Source organism: Hwanghaeella sp. 1Z406, assembly GCF_048892425.1.
GTDB lineage: Bacteria > Pseudomonadota > Alphaproteobacteria > UBA8366 > Aestuariispiraceae > Pacificispira.
On sequence record NZ_JBLZHU010000006.1, the window covers coordinates 162,091 to 179,088 of the forward strand.

The following is a 16,998-nucleotide window of genomic DNA, read 5'->3' on the forward strand; positions in this document are numbered from 1 at the left end:
CTAAAGAATGGGCGTTCATTGTGACTGCACAGAAAAACAGCAGCACGCTTTCAGGGTTGTCTGTCGGCCCCCACCGCATTGAGACGCCGGTTTATCTGGCGCCTATGTCGGGCGTGACAGACCTTCCTTTTCGGACCGTGGCCCAGGAACTGGGCGCGCAAGCCGTCGTTTCTGAAATGATTGCCAGCGGTGAAGCCATCCGTGAAACGCGCGGCACATTGAAGCGTGCGCGCGCCGGTAGCGGGGCAGGCCCGCATATCGTCCAATTGGCCGGCCATGATCCGGCAATCATGGCGGAGGCCGCGCGCCTGTGCACGGATTTAGGCGCCGATATCATTGATCTGAATTTTGGATGCCCCGCTAAAAAGGTGACACGCAAGCTGTGCGGATCTGCCCTGATGCGCGACCTGGATCAGGCCCTGGCGATTGTTGACGCTGTGGTGGCTGCTATTGACGCACCCGTCACGATAAAGATGCGGACCGGCTGGGATCAGGAATGCCGCAATGCGCCCGACTTCGCCAGGCGGGCTGAGAATGCAGGCGTTCAACTGGTCACGGTTCATGGGCGCACCCGGGAACAGAAATATACCGGCAGCGCGGATTGGTCCTTTATCCGGACGGTCAAGGCCGCAGTCACCATTCCGGTAATCGCCAATGGGGACATAAAGAGCTTTGCCGACATCGATGCCTGTCTGACGGCCTCTGGTGCGGATGGAGTCATGATCGGTCGCGGCGCGCAGGGGCGCCCCTGGTTTCCGGGACACGCCATCACCTATCTGCGCGACGGTGTTGTAAAGGCGGAGCCATCATCTGCCCACCGGCGTGATATTCTGTTGCGGCATCTGGACGGTATTTTGAGCCACCACGGCATCGATATTGGATTGCGCATCGCCCGCAAGCATATCGCATGGTCAATTGCGGGATTGGGCGGGGCGGCCGCCTTTCGGTCCCAGGCCATGGCTGCGGAAGATTACAGGGCCGTACAGGCGATCATTCGGACCGCCTTTGAAACAGAGCAAGAGTGTCTGGGGGAGGCCGCTTAGTGTTGAATGCGATCAAAAATACCTTTGGGGGTGGCCCAGCGCGTCCTGGCGCTGACAGTGTTATCGATTCCATTCCAGATCCGATCATTGTTGTCGACGAACATAACGATGTCGTCTTTCTGAACGCTGCCGGTCAGAATTTCCTGCAAGGGTCGGAAACGATGCTGGTTGGCGTCAATCTGCAGGATTTGATCCCCCATGACAGCCCGATCCTGGCAGTCGTTGATCGTGCCCGGCGGGTTGGCAGTTCCATGACCGTGCACGGTGTCCGGCTGTCCACGCCGCGCCTTGGGGCGCATACGGTTACCGTTGATGCGGCCCCCTTGGCAGATCGGCGGGATTGCATCGTCATCACGGTCAAGGAACATTCCATCGCGGGCAAGATTGACCATGCCATGACGCAACGGGGGGCGGCACGTTCTGTCACCGCATTGGCCGCGATGTTGGCGCATGAGGTCAAAAACCCGCTGTCTGGCATTCGCGGCGCGGCGCAATTGCTGGAAAGCATGGTACCCGCCGAAGACCGCCAGCTGACCATTCTGATCACCGAAGAAACCGACCGGATCGTGAAATTGCTGGATCGGATGGAGATATTCTCCGACCGCCCGCATTTAATCCGTGAACCGGTCAACATCCATCAGGTGCTGGACCGTGTGCTGGAAATTGCCCGCAATGGCTTTGGCAAGGGAATGCGGCTGATTTCCAACTACGATCCCTCGCTGCCTCCGATTTTGGGGGACAGGGATCAACTGGTGCAGATATTCCTTAATCTGGTAAAGAATGCGGCAGAAGCGGCGGCAGAAGGGTCGCCGGGCGATCCTGAAATCACTGTATCAACCGCCTATCGCCATGGCGTTCGTCTGGCAGTTCCTGGCCTGGACGCCCCGATGCATCTGCCCCTGGTGGTGTCAGTCCGGGACAATGGCAACGGCATAACCGATGATTTGCGCCCGCATCTGTTTGATCCCTTTATCACAACGAAATCCGGCGGCTCCGGTCTGGGGTTGGCGCTGGTGGCGAAACTGGTATCGGAACATGGCGGCGTCATAGATTTTGAAAGTCGCCCGCGACGGACCGTCTTTTCCGTGATGCTGCCTGTTCTGAGGGCTGAAAAGAAGCTGCCGAAAACCGGTAGGAAGGAGTAATCGCGATGGCCGGCGAAACAATCCTTGTCGCGGATGATGACCGGGCAATCCGCACGGTTGTCACGCATGCGTTGACGCGTCAGGGCTATGAAGTGCGCGCCACGGGCAATGCCGCGACCTTGTGGCGTTGGGTATCAGAGGGGGAGGGCAATCTGGTCGTAACCGATGTCGTGATGCCCGACGGCAATGGTCTTGACCTGATCCCGCAGATTCGAAAGATCCGCCCCGATCTGCGGGTTATAGCGATGAGCGCGCGCAATACCCTGTTGACCGCCGTCAAGGCGACGGAGCGCGGGGCTTTTGAATATCTGCCCAAGCCTTTCGATCTGACGGTTCTGGTGGATACAGTCGGGCGTGCCCTGAAGTCCCAGGTCAGCGATCCAGGCGATATCGCGCCCAATGATTCGGAAGAAGAGCCGATGCCGCTGATCGGGCGGTCGGCGGCGATGCAGGATGTGTATCGCGTGATCGCGCGACTGACGGGTACGGACCTGTCGGTGCTGATCAGTGGCGAATCCGGCACCGGCAAGGAACTGGTCGCCCGTGCCTTGCACGATTTCTCCCGCCGCAAGAATGGACCATTTGTGGCGGTCAATATGGCAGCCATTCCCCGTGACCTGATCGAAAGCGAACTGTTCGGGCATGAGCGCGGTGCCTTTACAGGCGCAACACAGCGGAAGTCCGGGCGGTTTGAGCTGGCAGAGGGGGGGACCCTGTTCCTGGACGAAATCGGCGATATGCCGCTGGAAGCCCAAACGCGGTTGCTGCGGGTGCTGCAAGAGAGTGAATACACCATGGTCGGCGGGCGCAATCCGATCAAGACGGATGTCCGGATCGTCACCGCAACGCACCGGGATTTGCGTCAACTGGTCTCTCAAGGCCTGTTCCGGGAAGATTTGTATTATCGATTGAATGTTGTGCCCATTCGATTGCCGCCGTTGAGGGAGCGTCGCGAAGATGTGCCCGATCTGGTGCGGCATTTTCTGATCAGCGCTGCGGAATCGGGGCTGCCCCTGAAGACCCTGACAGAGGCGTCAATGGAGCGTCTGATGCGCCATCGCTGGCCGGGCAATGTGCGCGAACTGGAGAATCTGGTACGCCGCCTGGGGGCCCTATACGCACAGGATCGCATTGATCAGGAAATTATCGAGGCGGAATTGGGCGAAGCCCCCAGTTTCACCGGGCCACAAGAGGCACAAGACCCGGGGTCGGAAAGCCTGTCGGATGCCGTTCATCGCCATCTGACAGTTTATTTCGACACACATGGCGATCAATTGCCAGCGGCCGGCCTGCATGCCCGTATCTTGCGCGAGATTGAGCGCCCTTTAATCGAAATCAGTTTGCATGCGACCCGTGGCAATCAGGTCAGAACCGCAGAGTTGCTAGGCCTGAACCGAAACACTCTGCGTAAGAAAATTCGGGATTTGGATATCTCTGTCGTTCGCGGTGGCAAGGATGCATGACAGCTTCGCAGTCGCGCGCGCAGACTCCGCTTGCAGACAGGCCGCCTAATTGTGCTAAACCTGCTTGGCGATGACCATGCCGGAATCTGACGAGTCTCACCCAAAGCAAGCTGCCTCTGGCTCCTGGACGGAGCAGTTGAAGGCTATGATGCGCCGTCTGTCTTCCTCAAAGCGGGTGACACGCCTGTTTGGTATCGCATTGATGTCTGCAGCGGTTCTTGCCGGTTTTGGGACCTATGCTGCCTTTACCGGGGCCACGCCGTTGGGTGCCGGTCCCAGTACCCTGGTGGTGATGATCTATATCGATTTGATCATCATGCTGTTGCTGGGATTTGTCGTGGCCAGGCGCATTGTTGCACTGTGGTCCGATCGACGACGGGGATCGGCTGGGTCGCGCCTGCATGTACGGCTGGTCGCTTTGTTTGCCGCCTTATCGGTCACGCCAGCCATCATCGTCTCCACCTTCTCTCTGATGTTTTTTGATCTGGGGATTGAAACCTGGTTCAGCGAGCGGGTGCGCACCGCTGTCACTGAGAGCCGGGCGGTGGCTGAATCCTATCTGATTGAGCATCGCAATAATATCCGCACGGATGCCCTGCGCATGGCGCGCGATCTGAACAGGGATGCCCGTCAGTTACAGTTGAACAACGCAGTTTTGAATCGCACGTTGGAAATTCAACTGCGCGTTCGGGATCTGACCGAGGCTATTATCTTTCAGGGAACGTCCCGGGAAGTGTTGGCACGGGCCGGGCTGACCCTATTGCTGGAATATGAGCCAGTTGCTGCGCAGGATCTTCAGGCGGCGGCCAATGGGGATATTGTTGTGATCACCGGCGGCGCGGATGATCGGGTTCGGGCCTTGTTGAAGCTGGATGCCTTTACCGATAGTTATCTGTTTATCGGTCGATTGGTCGACCCGCAGGTAATTTCCCGCATTGAACAGGTGCGCGGCGCGGCGGCACAGTTTGAACTGTTGGAATCCCAACGCAGTGATATTCAGTTATCCTTTGCCCTGGCCTTTCTGGTGGTTGCCTTGCTTTTGCTGTTATCAGCGATTTGGATCGGTCTGACATTGGCGACGCAGCTTTCCGCGCCCATCAGTGCTTTGATCGGTGCAACAGAAAAAGTGCGGGCAGGGGATCTGGATGCCCGTGTTGTGGAATCCGAAGGCGATGATGAATTGGCGCTGCTCAGCCGGGCCTTCAACCGCATGACGTCTCAGTTATATTCGCAGCGCGAAGAGCTGATGGAAGCCAATCGCCAGATCGATGGTCGGCGTCGGTTTTCTGAGGCTGTTTTGGCTGGGGTCAGTGCCGGTGTGATCGGTCTGGACCGTCAAGGCCGCATTGACCTGCCCAATCGCCGGGCAACGGAATTATTGGGCATGGAGCCGGAAAGCCTGATTGGGGAGCGACTGACCGATATTCTGCCCGAATTGCATGCAGCCCTGGACTCCGCGCGCCTGGCCAGTGTGGGGCGCCCGGTGGAGGCGCAAATCAAACTGAATGCTCATGGTGAAACCCGCACCCTGTTCGTGCGGATCGTTGTGGAGCGCGAAGCAGGGCAATTGCAGGGGTATGTTGCGACATTCGATGATGTGTCACCGCTTGTCTCCGCCCAGCGAAAGGCCGCATGGGCCGATGTTGCACGCCGTATCGCCCATGAGATCAAAAACCCGCTGACCCCCATCCAACTGTCCGCCGAACGATTAAAGCGGAAGTATCTGAAAGAGATAACGACCGATCCGGCGATCTTTGAAGGCTGTATCGACACAATTGTCCGTCAGGTGGATGACATTGGGCGCATGGTGGATGAGTTTTCTTCCTTCGCGCGGATGCCAGCACCATCGATGCGCAATCAGGATATTGTCGATATCTGTCGCCAAAGCCTGTTCCTGCAACGCAGTGCGAATTCTGATGTTGAGTATAGTTTTGACGGCCCCAGCACGCCGCTTATTCTGCGCTGTGACGGACGGCAATTAAGCCAGGTCCTGACGAATCTGCTGCAAAATGCCCATGATGCGATTGAAGGGCGCTTTGAAGCGGCGAAAGCTCGCGGCGAAGACGAATCGACGCAAGATAAGGGACGCATAGCTCTTTCCATCCAGGCTGAGGACGGGCATGTTCGCATCGCGATACAGGATAATGGGAAGGGACTGCCGACGGAACAACGCGAACGCCTGACGGAACCTTACGTCACGACCCGCAAGAAGGGGACTGGTCTTGGGTTGGCGATCGTAAAAAAGATCATGGAAGATCACGGCGGAAGTTTAAGTCTGGACGACGCTCCGGAACAGGGGGCCTTGATCACAATGATCCTACCGATGATAAAAGACTTGGATCAGAAAGAGTCTTCCGATGATCCTTCGGAACCATCAGAGTCCGAAAACTCGTCGCCGGCATCCTCAAACCAGTCCTCCAAAGGGTCTGTAACCGATGGCTTATGATATACTGATTGTTGATGATGAAACCGATATTCGGACCCAGATATCCGGGATTCTGGAAGATGAAGGCTATCAAACCCGCAGCGCGTCGAATTCTGCGGAAGCCTTAGCAGCGGTTGCCAATCGCCAGCCATCGCTGATGATTCTGGATGTCTGGTTGGCCAATTCCGAATATGACGGCATTCAAATACTGGAAATTGTACATCGCGACCATCCCGGCCTTCCCGTGGTGATGATCAGCGGTCATGGCACATTCGATATGGCCGTGTCCGCCACCAAAAAGGGCGCGTATGATTTCATCTCTAAACCGTTCAAGACTGATGTGTTGCTGCTGACTATCGAACGGGCCCTGACAGAATCGCGCCTGAAGCATGAAAATGAATCGCTGCGCAAACTCTCGCCTTACGCGATGCTGGATGACCTGGTTGGGAAGTCTTCCGCGATAGCAGAGGTACGGCGCGCCGTTGAGAAAGTGGCCCAGACCGATAGCCGTGTTCTGATTTCCGGCCCGCCCGGCAGCGGCAAGGGGGCGATTGCCCGCATGCTGCACAGTCGATCCCTGCGCAAGAATGGCCGTTTCGTCGTATTGACCTGTGCGACGCTCAGCGAAGATACGCTTGAACAAGCGCTGTTTGGGATCGAGGCGACGAAATCACACCCCCGGCGGATTGGCGTGCTGGAAGAAGCCCATGGCGGAACACTGTTGTTGGACGAAGTCGCCGATATGGATATGGCAACCCAGCTAAAAATGGTTAGGGTTCTGCACAATAGACGGTTTCAGCGCATTGGCGGTGATACTGTGGTAGAGGTGAATTCCCGAGTTCTAGCCACCACAACCCGTGACCTTCAGGCGCTGATTGCGGAAGGAAAGTTTCGCGAGGATTTGTTCTATCGCCTGAATGTGGTTCCGATTCATGCGCCTCCGTTGAGTGACCGACGGGAAGATATTCCGTTGCTGGCGGTGCATTTGATGGAACGCTCCGCCGCTGCGAAAAGCCGATCACCCCGCATTTTGGGCGCGGATGCATTGACGGCCCTACAGGGGCATGATTGGCCTGGCAATGTCTGGGAATTATCTAATGTCATGGAGCGTTTATTGCTGATGGCGCCGGGCGGATCGCAGGATCATATTCATGCAGAAGCGGTCGGACAGGCAATAGGGGCCGCTGCGGGAACCGCATCGCGGTGGGATCATGCACCAGAGGTGATGAGCCTGCCATTGCGCGAAGCACGCGAAGCGTTTGAACGGGAATATCTGGTCTTTCATCTGGCCCGGTTTGGCGGCAATATTTCGCGCACGGCAGAGTTTGTCGGCATGGACCGCGCCGCTTTGCACCGGAAGCTGAAGGGGCTGGGCGTTGCCGGTGCCAATCGCGGTCGGTTGGATGACAAGGAATAAGTCGCCTTTCACGGTCCCCGTCCGGGACCGGAAACTGCGCAAGGGAGCCTGAATATGAAGGTTGTCATTTGTGGTGCCGGCCAGGTCGGTTTCCATATTGCCAGATATCTGTCCGGGGAAGACAACGATGTAACCGTTGTTGATCAATCCCCCGAATTGATTGGTAAGATTAACGATCAACTGGATGTTCAGGCCTTTGTCGGCCATGCCTCGCATCCCGATGTCCTGGAACGGGCAGGGGCGCGGGATGCCAATATGCTGATCGCGGTTACCTTCACCGACGAGGTGAATATGATCGCCTGTCAGGTGGCCCATACCTTGTTTAACGTGCCGACCAAGATCGCTCGGATCCGGCAACAGAGCTATTTGAACCCGATGTGGTCCAATCTGTTTGCCAGGGATCAATTGCCGATTGATGTCATTATCTCCCCGGAAATTGAGGTCGCGCGTGCGATTGCCCGGCGCATTCGCGCACCCGGCGCCTTTGATATGATCCGCATGGGCGATGACAAGGTGCGTGTGATCGGCGTGCGATGCGATGACAAATGCCCGGTCATCCACACGCCATTGCGTCAGTTGACCTCCTTGTTTCCCGATCTGAACATCACGGTCTTGGCGATTTTTCGCAATGAGACCATGCATATCCCGTCTGCCGACGATCAGATGCTGCCGGGGGATGATGTTTATTTCATTGCTGAAACCGACCATGTTCCCCGCGCCATGTCCGTCTTTGGTCATGAGGAGAAGGAAGCCCGGCGCATTCTGATCGTGGGGGGCGGGAATATCGGCACCACCCTGGCAGAAGAATTGGAATCCAGTTCCGACGGGTATTCCGCCAAGATCGTTGAAATGGACAAGAACCGCGCCCGTCAAGTGGCGGAAGTCTTGCCGACAACGGTTGTTATCCAGGGTGATGCGCTGGATCATGAGATCTTGGAAGAAGCTGGCATTCGCAATGCAGAAGCGGTCGTTGCCGTCACTGATGACGATGAAACCAATATTCTGTGTTCCCTGCTGTGTAAGCGATTTGGCGTGGATCGGGCAATTACCCTGGTGAACAAGAACTCCTATGGTCCCCTTATCACGACATTGGGGATTGATGTTGTCGTCAGCCCGCGTGAAATCACGGCGTCCACCATTCTGCAGCATGTCCGACGGGGCCGCATTCGTCAGGTGCACAGCCTGCGCGACGGTTTTGCTGAATTGATCGAGGCGGAAGCGATGGAAACATCCAGCCTGGTCGGGGAGGCATTGCGCGATGCCAAACTGCCAAACGGCGTCATCATCGGGGCGATCATCCGGGGGGATGAGGTGATTATCCCTCGGCCCGATACGGTGGTTCGAACGAAGGACCGGGTGGTGCTGTTGGCGGCTGCCTCTGCCGTTAAGAAAATGGAAAAGATGTTCGCTGTAAGACTAGAATATTTCTAATAGAAAGCTGATTCGTGAATTCTTCTGACCTGCCGCCGCCAAAAGCCATTTTGTATGACTGGGACAACACTTTGGTGGACACCTGGCCGGTTATTCATGGCGCGATGAATGGTCTGTTTCGCAAAATGGAGATGCCGGAATGGACGCTGGCTGAAACCCGAAACAGGGTGCGCCATTCGATGCGTGATTCCTTTCCCGTCATGTTCGGGGATCGGTGGGAAGAAGCGCGCGACATCTTTTATGCGGAATTCGAAGCCATCCATATGCAGGCGCTTGTTGCGGCCCCTGGCGCAGCGTCTTTTCTGCACGCCGTTCATACAAAGGGCATTCCACAGGCTGTGATTTCCAACAAGCAGGGGCGGTTCCTTCGCAAAGAAGCTGCGCATCTGGACTGGGATGTGTATTTTCACGCACTGGTGGGGGCAGGGGATGCGGCACGCGACAAGCCATCCCCGGAACCGGTTTCCATGGCGTTACAGGGATTGCGCGATGCAGGCGGCGATTTACAGCCCGGACCGGATATCTACTTCATCGGTGATTCTGGTGTGGATATGCAAATTGCCCATGCAACAGGGCTGACGCCAATCCTTATTCATGCCGATCCGGACCTGGATGGGGAATATGCGGATTGCCGGCCTGCGCGAATATTTGGCCATTTGGACGCACTGCACGCTTTTTTGGCGACGGATCGTTCCTATATCTGATAGTGTGCGTTAAATCTGGTGGGGACCAAGATCCTGCCACACAAATACGACAACTCTTAAACCCGGGCTTTTTCAGGGTTTAAGAGCGTATTCTTGTGGAAAGTCCCCGATGATAGAATAACTTAGACTGCGCGTTTGTGCTAATAACAACAAAGTTGCAAGGAAAGGGGGCATTTATGTCGTCCGACAAGAACCAGAACCTCCAGGATACGTTTTTAAATCATCTCCGGAAGAACAAAGCTCCGGTCACGGTGTTCCTCGTCAATGGCGTAAAGCTGCAGGGCATCGTTACATGGTTTGATAACTTCTGCGTGCTTTTGCGCCGGGATGCGCATTCACAGCTGGTGTATAAGCATGCGATTTCAACCGTCATGCCGGCGACGCCGGTGCAATTATTCGAGCCATCCGAAACGGATGGTGTCGAGGAAAGCTAAGCGGATTTGACTGAAAAGCTTCAAGACTCTGGTGAGTGGGGCTGGTCGGAGACCGGCGCCCGCCGCGCCGCTGTGCTGTATCCCGAAATACCGGGCGTGACATTGAAACGCCGGAACCCGGACGCACGTCTGGAAGAAGCGATCGGCCTTGCCCGGGCGATTGAACTGGACGTTGTTCATGCGGAACATGTGCGCCTGAACAAGCCGGTTCCGGCCACATTGCTGGGCGGTGGTCTGGTTGAGCGTTTGCATGGTTTGTGTGCCGCGCTTGAGGTTGAATTGCTGATCGTGGATGCCTCGCTTAGCCCGGTTCAACAGCGCAACCTGGAACGCGCCCTGGAAACAAAGGTCATTGATCGTACTGGGCTTATCCTTGAGATCTTTGGAGCACGGGCGCGGACCCATGAGGGGCGCTTACAGGTTGAACTGGCGGCGCTGACCTTCCAGCGGTCCCGGCTGGTGCGCAGTTGGACGCACTTGGAGCGGCAGCGGGGTGGTCTGGGCTTTATCGGGGGACCTGGGGAAAGCCAGATTGAGCTTGATAGACGTTTAATTGATGAGCGAATTGTCCGCCTGAAGAAAGAATTGGAGCAGGTGGCCAGAACCCGCGGGCTGCACCGTAAGGCGCGGGAAAAGGTGCCTTATCCGGTTGTCTCTCTGGTTGGTTACACCAATGCCGGGAAATCCACCCTGTTCAATCGGTTAACTGATTCCGCTGTCATGGCGAAGGATATGCTGTTTGCGACCCTGGACCCAACCATGCGCAAGGTGGTTCTGCCATCGGGCCGCACCGCGATCCTGTCTGATACGGTGGGATTTATCTCTGACCTGCCAACGGATCTGATTGCGGCTTTCCGGGCGACATTGGAAGAAGTGCGCTCTGCCCAAGTGCTGGTGCATGTCCGTGATATCGCCGCCCTGGATACTGATGTCGAAAAGGCCGATGTTGAGAAAGTTCTAGGCTCTTTGGATATCGCACCCGATACGGTGGTTATGGAGGCCTGGAACAAGGTTGATACAATGCCAGCCGATATCCGCGCCGCGACGGAACAGCGGGCCGCGCTGATCCGATCCGGGGAAGAGGATGTTGATGCCTTTGCCATCTCTGCCATGGAAGGCACGGGGTTTGATCCCTTGCTGACGGCCATTGATGAGGCCTTGGCGCGGTTCCGCGTTGAAGCAAATGTTGAGATATCAGCCGGTGACGGCGCTGCTATGGCCTGGCTGCATGAAAATGGGGATGTGCTGGACGATTTGACAGATCGGGAAGCTGGAGACGGAACCTCGGTTCTTTTGACCGTGGCCCTGGATCCGACCGATTGGAAGCGGTTTGAACAGCGTTTTGGCTATAAAGCCCTGTCATAAAACTTTCTTTGGCGGTTTCCGGCTTATTTCAGTTCGTCTCCATTGACAATTACACAACAATTCGTATATGCGCTAGCACTCACTAAGGGGGAGTGCTAACAGCGCTTTCTCAGGACAGATTGGGGGCGATGGTTCACATCAGGTGGGCCCGCCTAGACCAGGACGAAGTTTTTGAAGGGGAAATGACCATGAAATTCCGGCCTCTGCACGATCGCGTACTAGTTAAACGCGTTGAGAGCGAGACCAAGACCGCAACAGGCATCATTATTCCTGACACGGCACAAGAAAAGCCGATGCAGGGTAAAGTGATCGCCGCGGGCTCTGGCACGATCAAAGAAGACGGCAGCGTTCGTAAGCTGGACGTCAAAAAGGGCGACACCGTCCTGTTTGGCAAATGGTCCGGCACCGAAGTCAAAATTGACGGCGACGATCTGCTGATCATGAAAGAATCTGACATCATGGGCATCATTGAATAACAGCGCGATGACGGGGCGGGGAAAGGATCCTCGCCTTTTTTATTGCCAGCTGATTATTCAGGCTCAAACCACTATTAAGGAGTCCTACTGCTATGGCAGCCAAGGAAGTTAAATTCGGCACAGACGCACGGGCAAAGATGCTCCGCGGCGTAGACATTTTGGCCGATGCGGTCAAAGTCACACTGGGTCCTAAAGGCCGTAACGTCGTGATCGACAAGGCTTTCGGCGCACCGCGCATCACCAAAGATGGTGTTACGGTCGCGAAAGAAATCGAACTGTCAGACAAGTTCGAAAACATGGGCGCACAGATGGTGCGTGAAGTTGCCAGCAAGACCAATGACATGGCGGGCGACGGCACGACCACTGCAACGGTTCTGGCCCAGGCCATCGTTCGTGAAGGTGCCAAGGCTGTTGCCGCTGGCATGAACCCGATGGATCTGAAGCGCGGTATTGATCTGGCTGTGGATGCGGTTGTCAAAGACATCGCCAAGCGCGCCAAGAAAATCAAAACCAGCTCTGAAGTTGCACAGGTCGGCACGATCTCTGCCAATGGCGACAAAGAAGTTGGCGAAATGATCGCTGCAGCCATGGAAAAGGTCGGCAACGAAGGTGTTATCACCGTCGAAGAAGCCAAAGGCCTGACCACGGAACTGGAAGTTGTCGAAGGCATGCAGTTCGACCGCGGCTACCTGTCTCCTTACTTCGTGACCAATTCTGAAAAGATGGTTGTCGAACTGGAAAACCCAATGATCCTGCTGCACGAGAAGAAACTCTCGAACCTGCAGGCCATGTTGCCCGTTCTGGAACAGGTTGTACAAAGCAGCCGTCCGCTGTTGATCATTGCTGAAGACGTTGAAGGCGAAGCCCTGGCGACCTTGGTTGTGAACAAGCTGCGCGGGGGCCTGAAGGTCGCTGCAGTGAAGGCACCGGGCTTCGGTGACCGTCGTAAAGCCATGTTGGAAGACATCGCCATCCTGACCGGTGGTACGGTGATTTCCGAAGACACCGGCATCAAGCTGGAAAGCGTCACGCTTGCCATGCTGGGCCAGGCCAAGAACGTCACCATCAACAAAGACGAAACCACCATCGTCGATGGCGCCGGGAAGAAGAAAGAAATCGAAGGCCGTTGCTCGCAGATCCGCCAGCAGGTTGAGAACACCTCTTCTGACTATGACCGTGAAAAGCTGCAAGAGCGTCTGGCCAAACTGGCTGGCGGTGTTGCCGTGATCAGCGTCGGCGGTGCGTCCGAAGTTGAAGTGAAAGAAAAGAAAGACCGCGTTGACGACGCCATGCACGCAACCCGTGCCGCTGTCGAAGAAGGCGTTGTCCCAGGCGGTGGGTCGGCTCTGTTGTATGCCACCCACGCCCTGAAGAAGATGGAAGGTGCCAACCATGATCAAACCGTGGGCATCGACATCGTGCGTCGCGCCCTGACGGCTCCTTGCCGCCAGATCGTTGACAATGCCGGTGAAGATGGTGCTGTCATTGTCGGTAAGATGATGGAGTCGAAAGACCACAACTGGGGCTTTGATGCTCAAAACGGCGAATTCTGTGATCTGGTGAAAGCCGGTATCATCGACCCTGCCAAGGTTGTGCGTTCTGCGCTTCAGGATGCTGCCTCGGTTGCTGGCCTGCTGGTCACCACCGAAGCCATGATCGCTGATAAGCCTGAGCCTAAGGGCCAGGGCGGCGGCGGCATGCCCGACATGGGTGGCATGGGTGGCATGGGCGGCATGATGTAAGCATCACGCTGACCTAGCCTACGCCTAAGAAACTAAAGATTGAGGCCGTCGGATCCGTCCGGCGGCCTTTTTCTGTATCAGGCGTCTGGATTGAGTCTTTAATCCTTTGGCGCATCCCATTAGGTTGGCTCCATAACAGTTACAAATGAGGCCCTCTTTATGTCCCGCACATTGATGCTTGATCAGGTTCATGCGCTCAGTAAGGCAGCACTGATCGGGGCAGGGACATTAGAAGAGTCTGCGTCCATTGTGGCTGACAGCATCGTCGATGCGGAGGCCGAGGGCATCCGCGCCGTCGGATTGGCCTATCTGCCTTACTATTGTCAGCATGTCCGCGTTGGAAAGGTTTCAGGCCTTGCGGTGCCGAAGGTGAAGCAGACCGGCAAGGCCGCCCTGATGGCCGATGCGCGCAACGGGTTCTGCCATCCCGCCTATGTGGAGGGGGAGAAGAAATTCTACACCCTTGCCCGAAATTGCGGCATTGCCGGGTTTGGTATTCAGCATTCCTATGCCTCTGGCGTGATCGGTTGGTTCGTGGATCGCATTGCCAAGGCCGGACTGGTTGGATTCTGCTTCACCAATGCCTCGGCATCCATGGCGCCGGCCGGGGGAAATCGTCCGCTGTTTGGCACCAATCCCATTGCCTTTGGCGTGCCCCGTGACGGCAAGCCGCCCCTGGTAATCGATCAATCCTCTACAGCCACATCCCGTGTCAGTATCGCGGCCAAGATGGAAGCGGGGGAGCCGATACCGGAAGGGTGGGGCCTGGATGCGATGGGCAATCCCTGTACCGATGCCAAGACAGTTCTGGGCGAGGGGTCTATGGCCCCGTCTGGCGGCTATAAAGGGGGCGGATTGGCGTTATTGGTGGAAATCATGGCCGCTGGATTGACAGGGGCGAATTGGTCCTTTGAGGCATCGGATTTGGGCAATGATGCCGGTGGCCCGCCGGATATCGGACAATTCTTTATGGCGATTGATCCGACCGCTTTTGGAGGCGCGAATTTTTCCGCCCGGATCGAAACTCTGTTTCAGGCGATGCTGGATCAGGACGGGGTGCGCCTGCCGGGGGACCGGCGCCACGCGCATCGCCTGAAGGCGGCACGGGAAGGGGTCGTGGTTCCAGATAATCTATTTCAGACGTTGCGCGACTATGCCCGCGGAGAGGCCGCGTGACAGCGGCGGCGCGGGTTGATCCGGATAAGGTTCAATCGATCCTGCGGGATGTCGCGGAAAGAATCGTCCTGCCGCGCTTTGATGGGTTGGCAAAGCATGAAATCATCGAAAAGGCCCCCGGTGATCTGGTCACCGTCGCGGATATCGAGGCGGAACATGTCCTGACAGAGGCTTTGTCGGCCCTGTTGCCGGGATCCCGTGTTGTTGGGGAGGAGGCTTATTCCAAATCCAATGACATCCTGGATCGGTTTGATACGCCAGGCCCTGTCTGGCTGATTGATCCGATTGATGGTACGAAGAACTTCACCAAGGCGAGTGAAACCTTCTGCATGATGGTGGCCCTGGTGGAGAATAACCGCCCGGTTATGGGCTGGATCCATGACCCCATTCCCAATCGCACCGTCTTTGCAGCAGAGGGTGAGGGGGCCTGGCTGGACGGAACACGGCTGATAATACCAGACCCGCCAGCAGATTCAGCGAAAGTCGGTTTGATCAATACTTGGTATTTTGATGAACCCAAGCGCAGCGCGTTGCGTAGTGCGGCGCGGGCGCGGTTTGGCGAATTGGTGTCCCTATCCTGCGCCGGCCATGACTTTTTGGCCCAAACATTGGGGTCGCGCCATTTCAGCTTTTACCGACGGTTATGGCCCTGGGATCATGCGCCAGGAACCTTGTTGATCCGAGAGGCAGGCGGCCATGTCGCGCGCATCGACGATGCCCCCTATCAGGCCGGAACACGCGTCCACGGTCTGTTGAGCGCACCAAACAAAGAGGTTTGGACGTCAATCCGCGATTACCTGTTGCTGGATTTTTAATCCACCAGAAGAACCAGTGCCTCTTCCGAGAAGGCTTGAATGGCAGCCTCTATCTTTTCATCGATCTTACCATCGATTGGGCCCTGATAGTATCCGCGCTTCTGGAGGTATTCCTGATACATCTGAACGCGATCTGCACCGCCTAATTCCATGGACAGGCGATAGAATTTCATCGCCTGACCCTGATCGCCCAACAGGGTATGAACCGCAGCCGCCGTATCAGCATTATCGGCATTTTCGTCCAGTTTCAGCGACTTTTCGACATAGTCCAATGCCGCTTTCGGGTCGCGAAAGGATTTGTCTTCCGCAGCGACAAGCAACCATGCGATGGAATTGTAATAGTCCGATATCGGCTGGATCTGGACCGCAACATTCAGATTATCAAACGCCTGTTGATAGTCTTTGCGGTCCATATAAATCATGCCGCGGCGATGCCAGGCAACGGCCCGTGTCGGGTCCAGATTGATCGCCTGGGTATAATCCGCCAGCGCGGCATCGATGTTATCGGTCCGCTGATTTGCCATTCCCCGGAACATAAGGGCATCCGGATTTTCTTCGCCATGGTCGATAGCGAAACTGAAATCTGTGAGCGCCTCTGTCGGATTGCCCCCGAACAGATAGGCCAGGCCCCGTCTGGTATACAGCGAATACCGGTTAGGATCGATGTCGATGGCCTTTGTATAGGCGGCCTGCGCGGTATCGAACTGCTTCAGTTCTACATGCAGATTACCCAGCGTCACCAATGTGTTGATGTCCAGCGGGTCAATTTTCTGTGCCTGATCAAGGTCACGCAGGGCGGCGTCAATATTGCCCATCTGGGCATAGCTGGAGGCACGACCGGCATAAAGTGCCGCTACCTTTGGCGCGATTTGTAGGGCCAGGTCATAGTCCTGTATCGCCTTTTGATGCTCCCCCATATCGTCAAATGTGCGGGCGCGCCCATCCAGAAAGCCGATATTGTTGGGCGCCAGATCAAGTGCTTCGGTAAAGTCTCTCAGCGCCGCAGTATAATCAAAGAGGTCAAGAAAGGCCGATGCGCGATAGGCCAGGGCGGTTGCGCGCCCCTCAGTGGACAGGATTTCACTATCCAGCAATGTTGTGCATATGTCGCGTCGTTGACTGGGCGTATTGCCTGCCCCCAGACAGCCCCTCAGCAATTGGGTCATTTTCTGCGGGGTGTCGCCGTCCGGGCTGTTGTTTAGCATCTGACCATAGCCGATCGTCGGCAGAAGGCAGGAAAGAAACAGGGTGAAAGCAAGGGTTCGAATGCGTACCATCATGAACTGAGCCTTTTGGATCGTCTGTTGCTATAACGTAACGCAGTATGGCGGTGTTTCAATCTGTCATCCTTCCATTCCGGCC

General features: G+C 56.3%; 14 protein-coding genes. 13 read left to right on the forward strand and 1 reads right to left on the reverse strand.

Annotated elements, in window-relative coordinates; translation table 11 throughout:
- Positions 1-20 precede the first annotated feature (20 nt).
- From dusB to ACOSDR_RS13440, 13 genes are all read left to right on the forward strand, one after another.
- Positions 21-1,043 (forward strand): tRNA dihydrouridine synthase DusB, encoded by a 1,023-nt coding sequence (dusB, locus tag ACOSDR_RS13380; protein ID WP_420731586.1) that lies wholly within the window; start codon positions 21-23, stop codon positions 1,041-1,043.
- Entirely contained in the window at positions 1,043-2,188 is a 1,146-nt protein-coding gene (locus ACOSDR_RS13385) for a two-component system sensor histidine kinase NtrB (RefSeq protein ID WP_420723979.1), read from the forward strand. The genes dusB and ACOSDR_RS13385 overlap by 1 nt, the downstream gene beginning before the upstream one ends.
- 5 nt (positions 2,189-2,193) lie before the next feature.
- Entirely contained in the window at positions 2,194-3,651 is a 1,458-nt protein-coding gene (ntrC, locus tag ACOSDR_RS13390) for a nitrogen regulation protein NR(I) (protein WP_420723980.1), read from the forward strand.
- Between the two features lie 76 nt (positions 3,652-3,727).
- On the forward strand, positions 3,728-6,097 hold the full coding sequence (locus ACOSDR_RS13395) for an ATP-binding protein (RefSeq protein ID WP_420731587.1): 2,370 nt from the start codon (positions 3,728-3,730) through the stop codon (positions 6,095-6,097).
- The gene (locus tag ACOSDR_RS13400; RefSeq protein WP_420723982.1) at positions 6,087-7,493 is read left to right on the forward strand and encodes a sigma-54-dependent transcriptional regulator; all 1,407 of its coding nucleotides are present in this window, start codon (positions 6,087-6,089) and stop codon (positions 7,491-7,493) included. Before ACOSDR_RS13395 ends, ACOSDR_RS13400 begins: the two co-directional genes overlap by 11 nt.
- A 54-nt stretch (positions 7,494-7,547) precedes the next feature.
- A complete protein-coding gene (trkA, locus tag ACOSDR_RS13405; RefSeq protein WP_420723983.1) occupies positions 7,548-8,924 on the forward strand; it encodes a Trk system potassium transporter TrkA in 1,377 nt (458 codons plus the stop codon).
- A gap of 14 nt (positions 8,925-8,938) precedes the next feature.
- Entirely contained in the window at positions 8,939-9,628 is a 690-nt protein-coding gene (locus tag ACOSDR_RS13410) for an HAD family hydrolase (RefSeq protein WP_420731588.1), read from the forward strand.
- A gap of 176 nt (positions 9,629-9,804) precedes the next feature.
- Positions 9,805-10,062 carry an RNA chaperone Hfq gene (gene hfq / locus ACOSDR_RS13415; protein ID WP_420723985.1) on the forward strand — a complete coding sequence of 86 codons (258 nt, stop codon included), beginning with the start codon at positions 9,805-9,807 and terminating at the stop codon, positions 10,060-10,062.
- 6 nt (positions 10,063-10,068) lie between these two features.
- The gene (gene hflX / locus ACOSDR_RS13420) at positions 10,069-11,427 is read left to right on the forward strand and encodes a GTPase HflX (RefSeq protein ID WP_420731589.1); all 1,359 of its coding nucleotides are present in this window, start codon (positions 10,069-10,071) and stop codon (positions 11,425-11,427) included.
- A 188-nt stretch (positions 11,428-11,615) separates the two neighbouring features.
- Positions 11,616-11,903: a co-chaperone GroES gene (gene groES, locus ACOSDR_RS13425; RefSeq protein ID WP_420724112.1), complete on the forward strand. Its 288-nt coding sequence runs from the start codon at positions 11,616-11,618 to the stop codon at positions 11,901-11,903.
- A gap of 92 nt (positions 11,904-11,995) precedes the next feature.
- Entirely contained in the window at positions 11,996-13,645 is a 1,650-nt protein-coding gene (gene groL, locus ACOSDR_RS13430) for a chaperonin GroEL (protein WP_420723987.1), read from the forward strand.
- Between the two features lie 159 nt (positions 13,646-13,804).
- Positions 13,805-14,821 carry an Ldh family oxidoreductase gene (locus ACOSDR_RS13435; RefSeq protein ID WP_420731590.1) on the forward strand — a complete coding sequence of 339 codons (1,017 nt, stop codon included), beginning with the start codon at positions 13,805-13,807 and terminating at the stop codon, positions 14,819-14,821.
- Positions 14,818-15,636, forward strand: coding sequence for an inositol monophosphatase family protein (locus ACOSDR_RS13440; protein ID WP_420731591.1), 819 nt, complete (start codon positions 14,818-14,820; stop codon positions 15,634-15,636). The genes ACOSDR_RS13435 and ACOSDR_RS13440 overlap by 4 nt, the downstream gene beginning before the upstream one ends.
- Here ACOSDR_RS13440 and ACOSDR_RS13445 read toward each other — a convergent pair.
- A complete protein-coding gene (locus tag ACOSDR_RS13445) occupies positions 15,633-16,916 on the reverse strand; it encodes a tetratricopeptide repeat protein (protein WP_420731592.1) in 1,284 nt (427 codons plus the stop codon). The two genes, ACOSDR_RS13440 and ACOSDR_RS13445, sit on opposite strands and share 4 nt — an antisense overlap.
- Between the last annotated feature and the right edge of the window lie 82 nt (positions 16,917-16,998).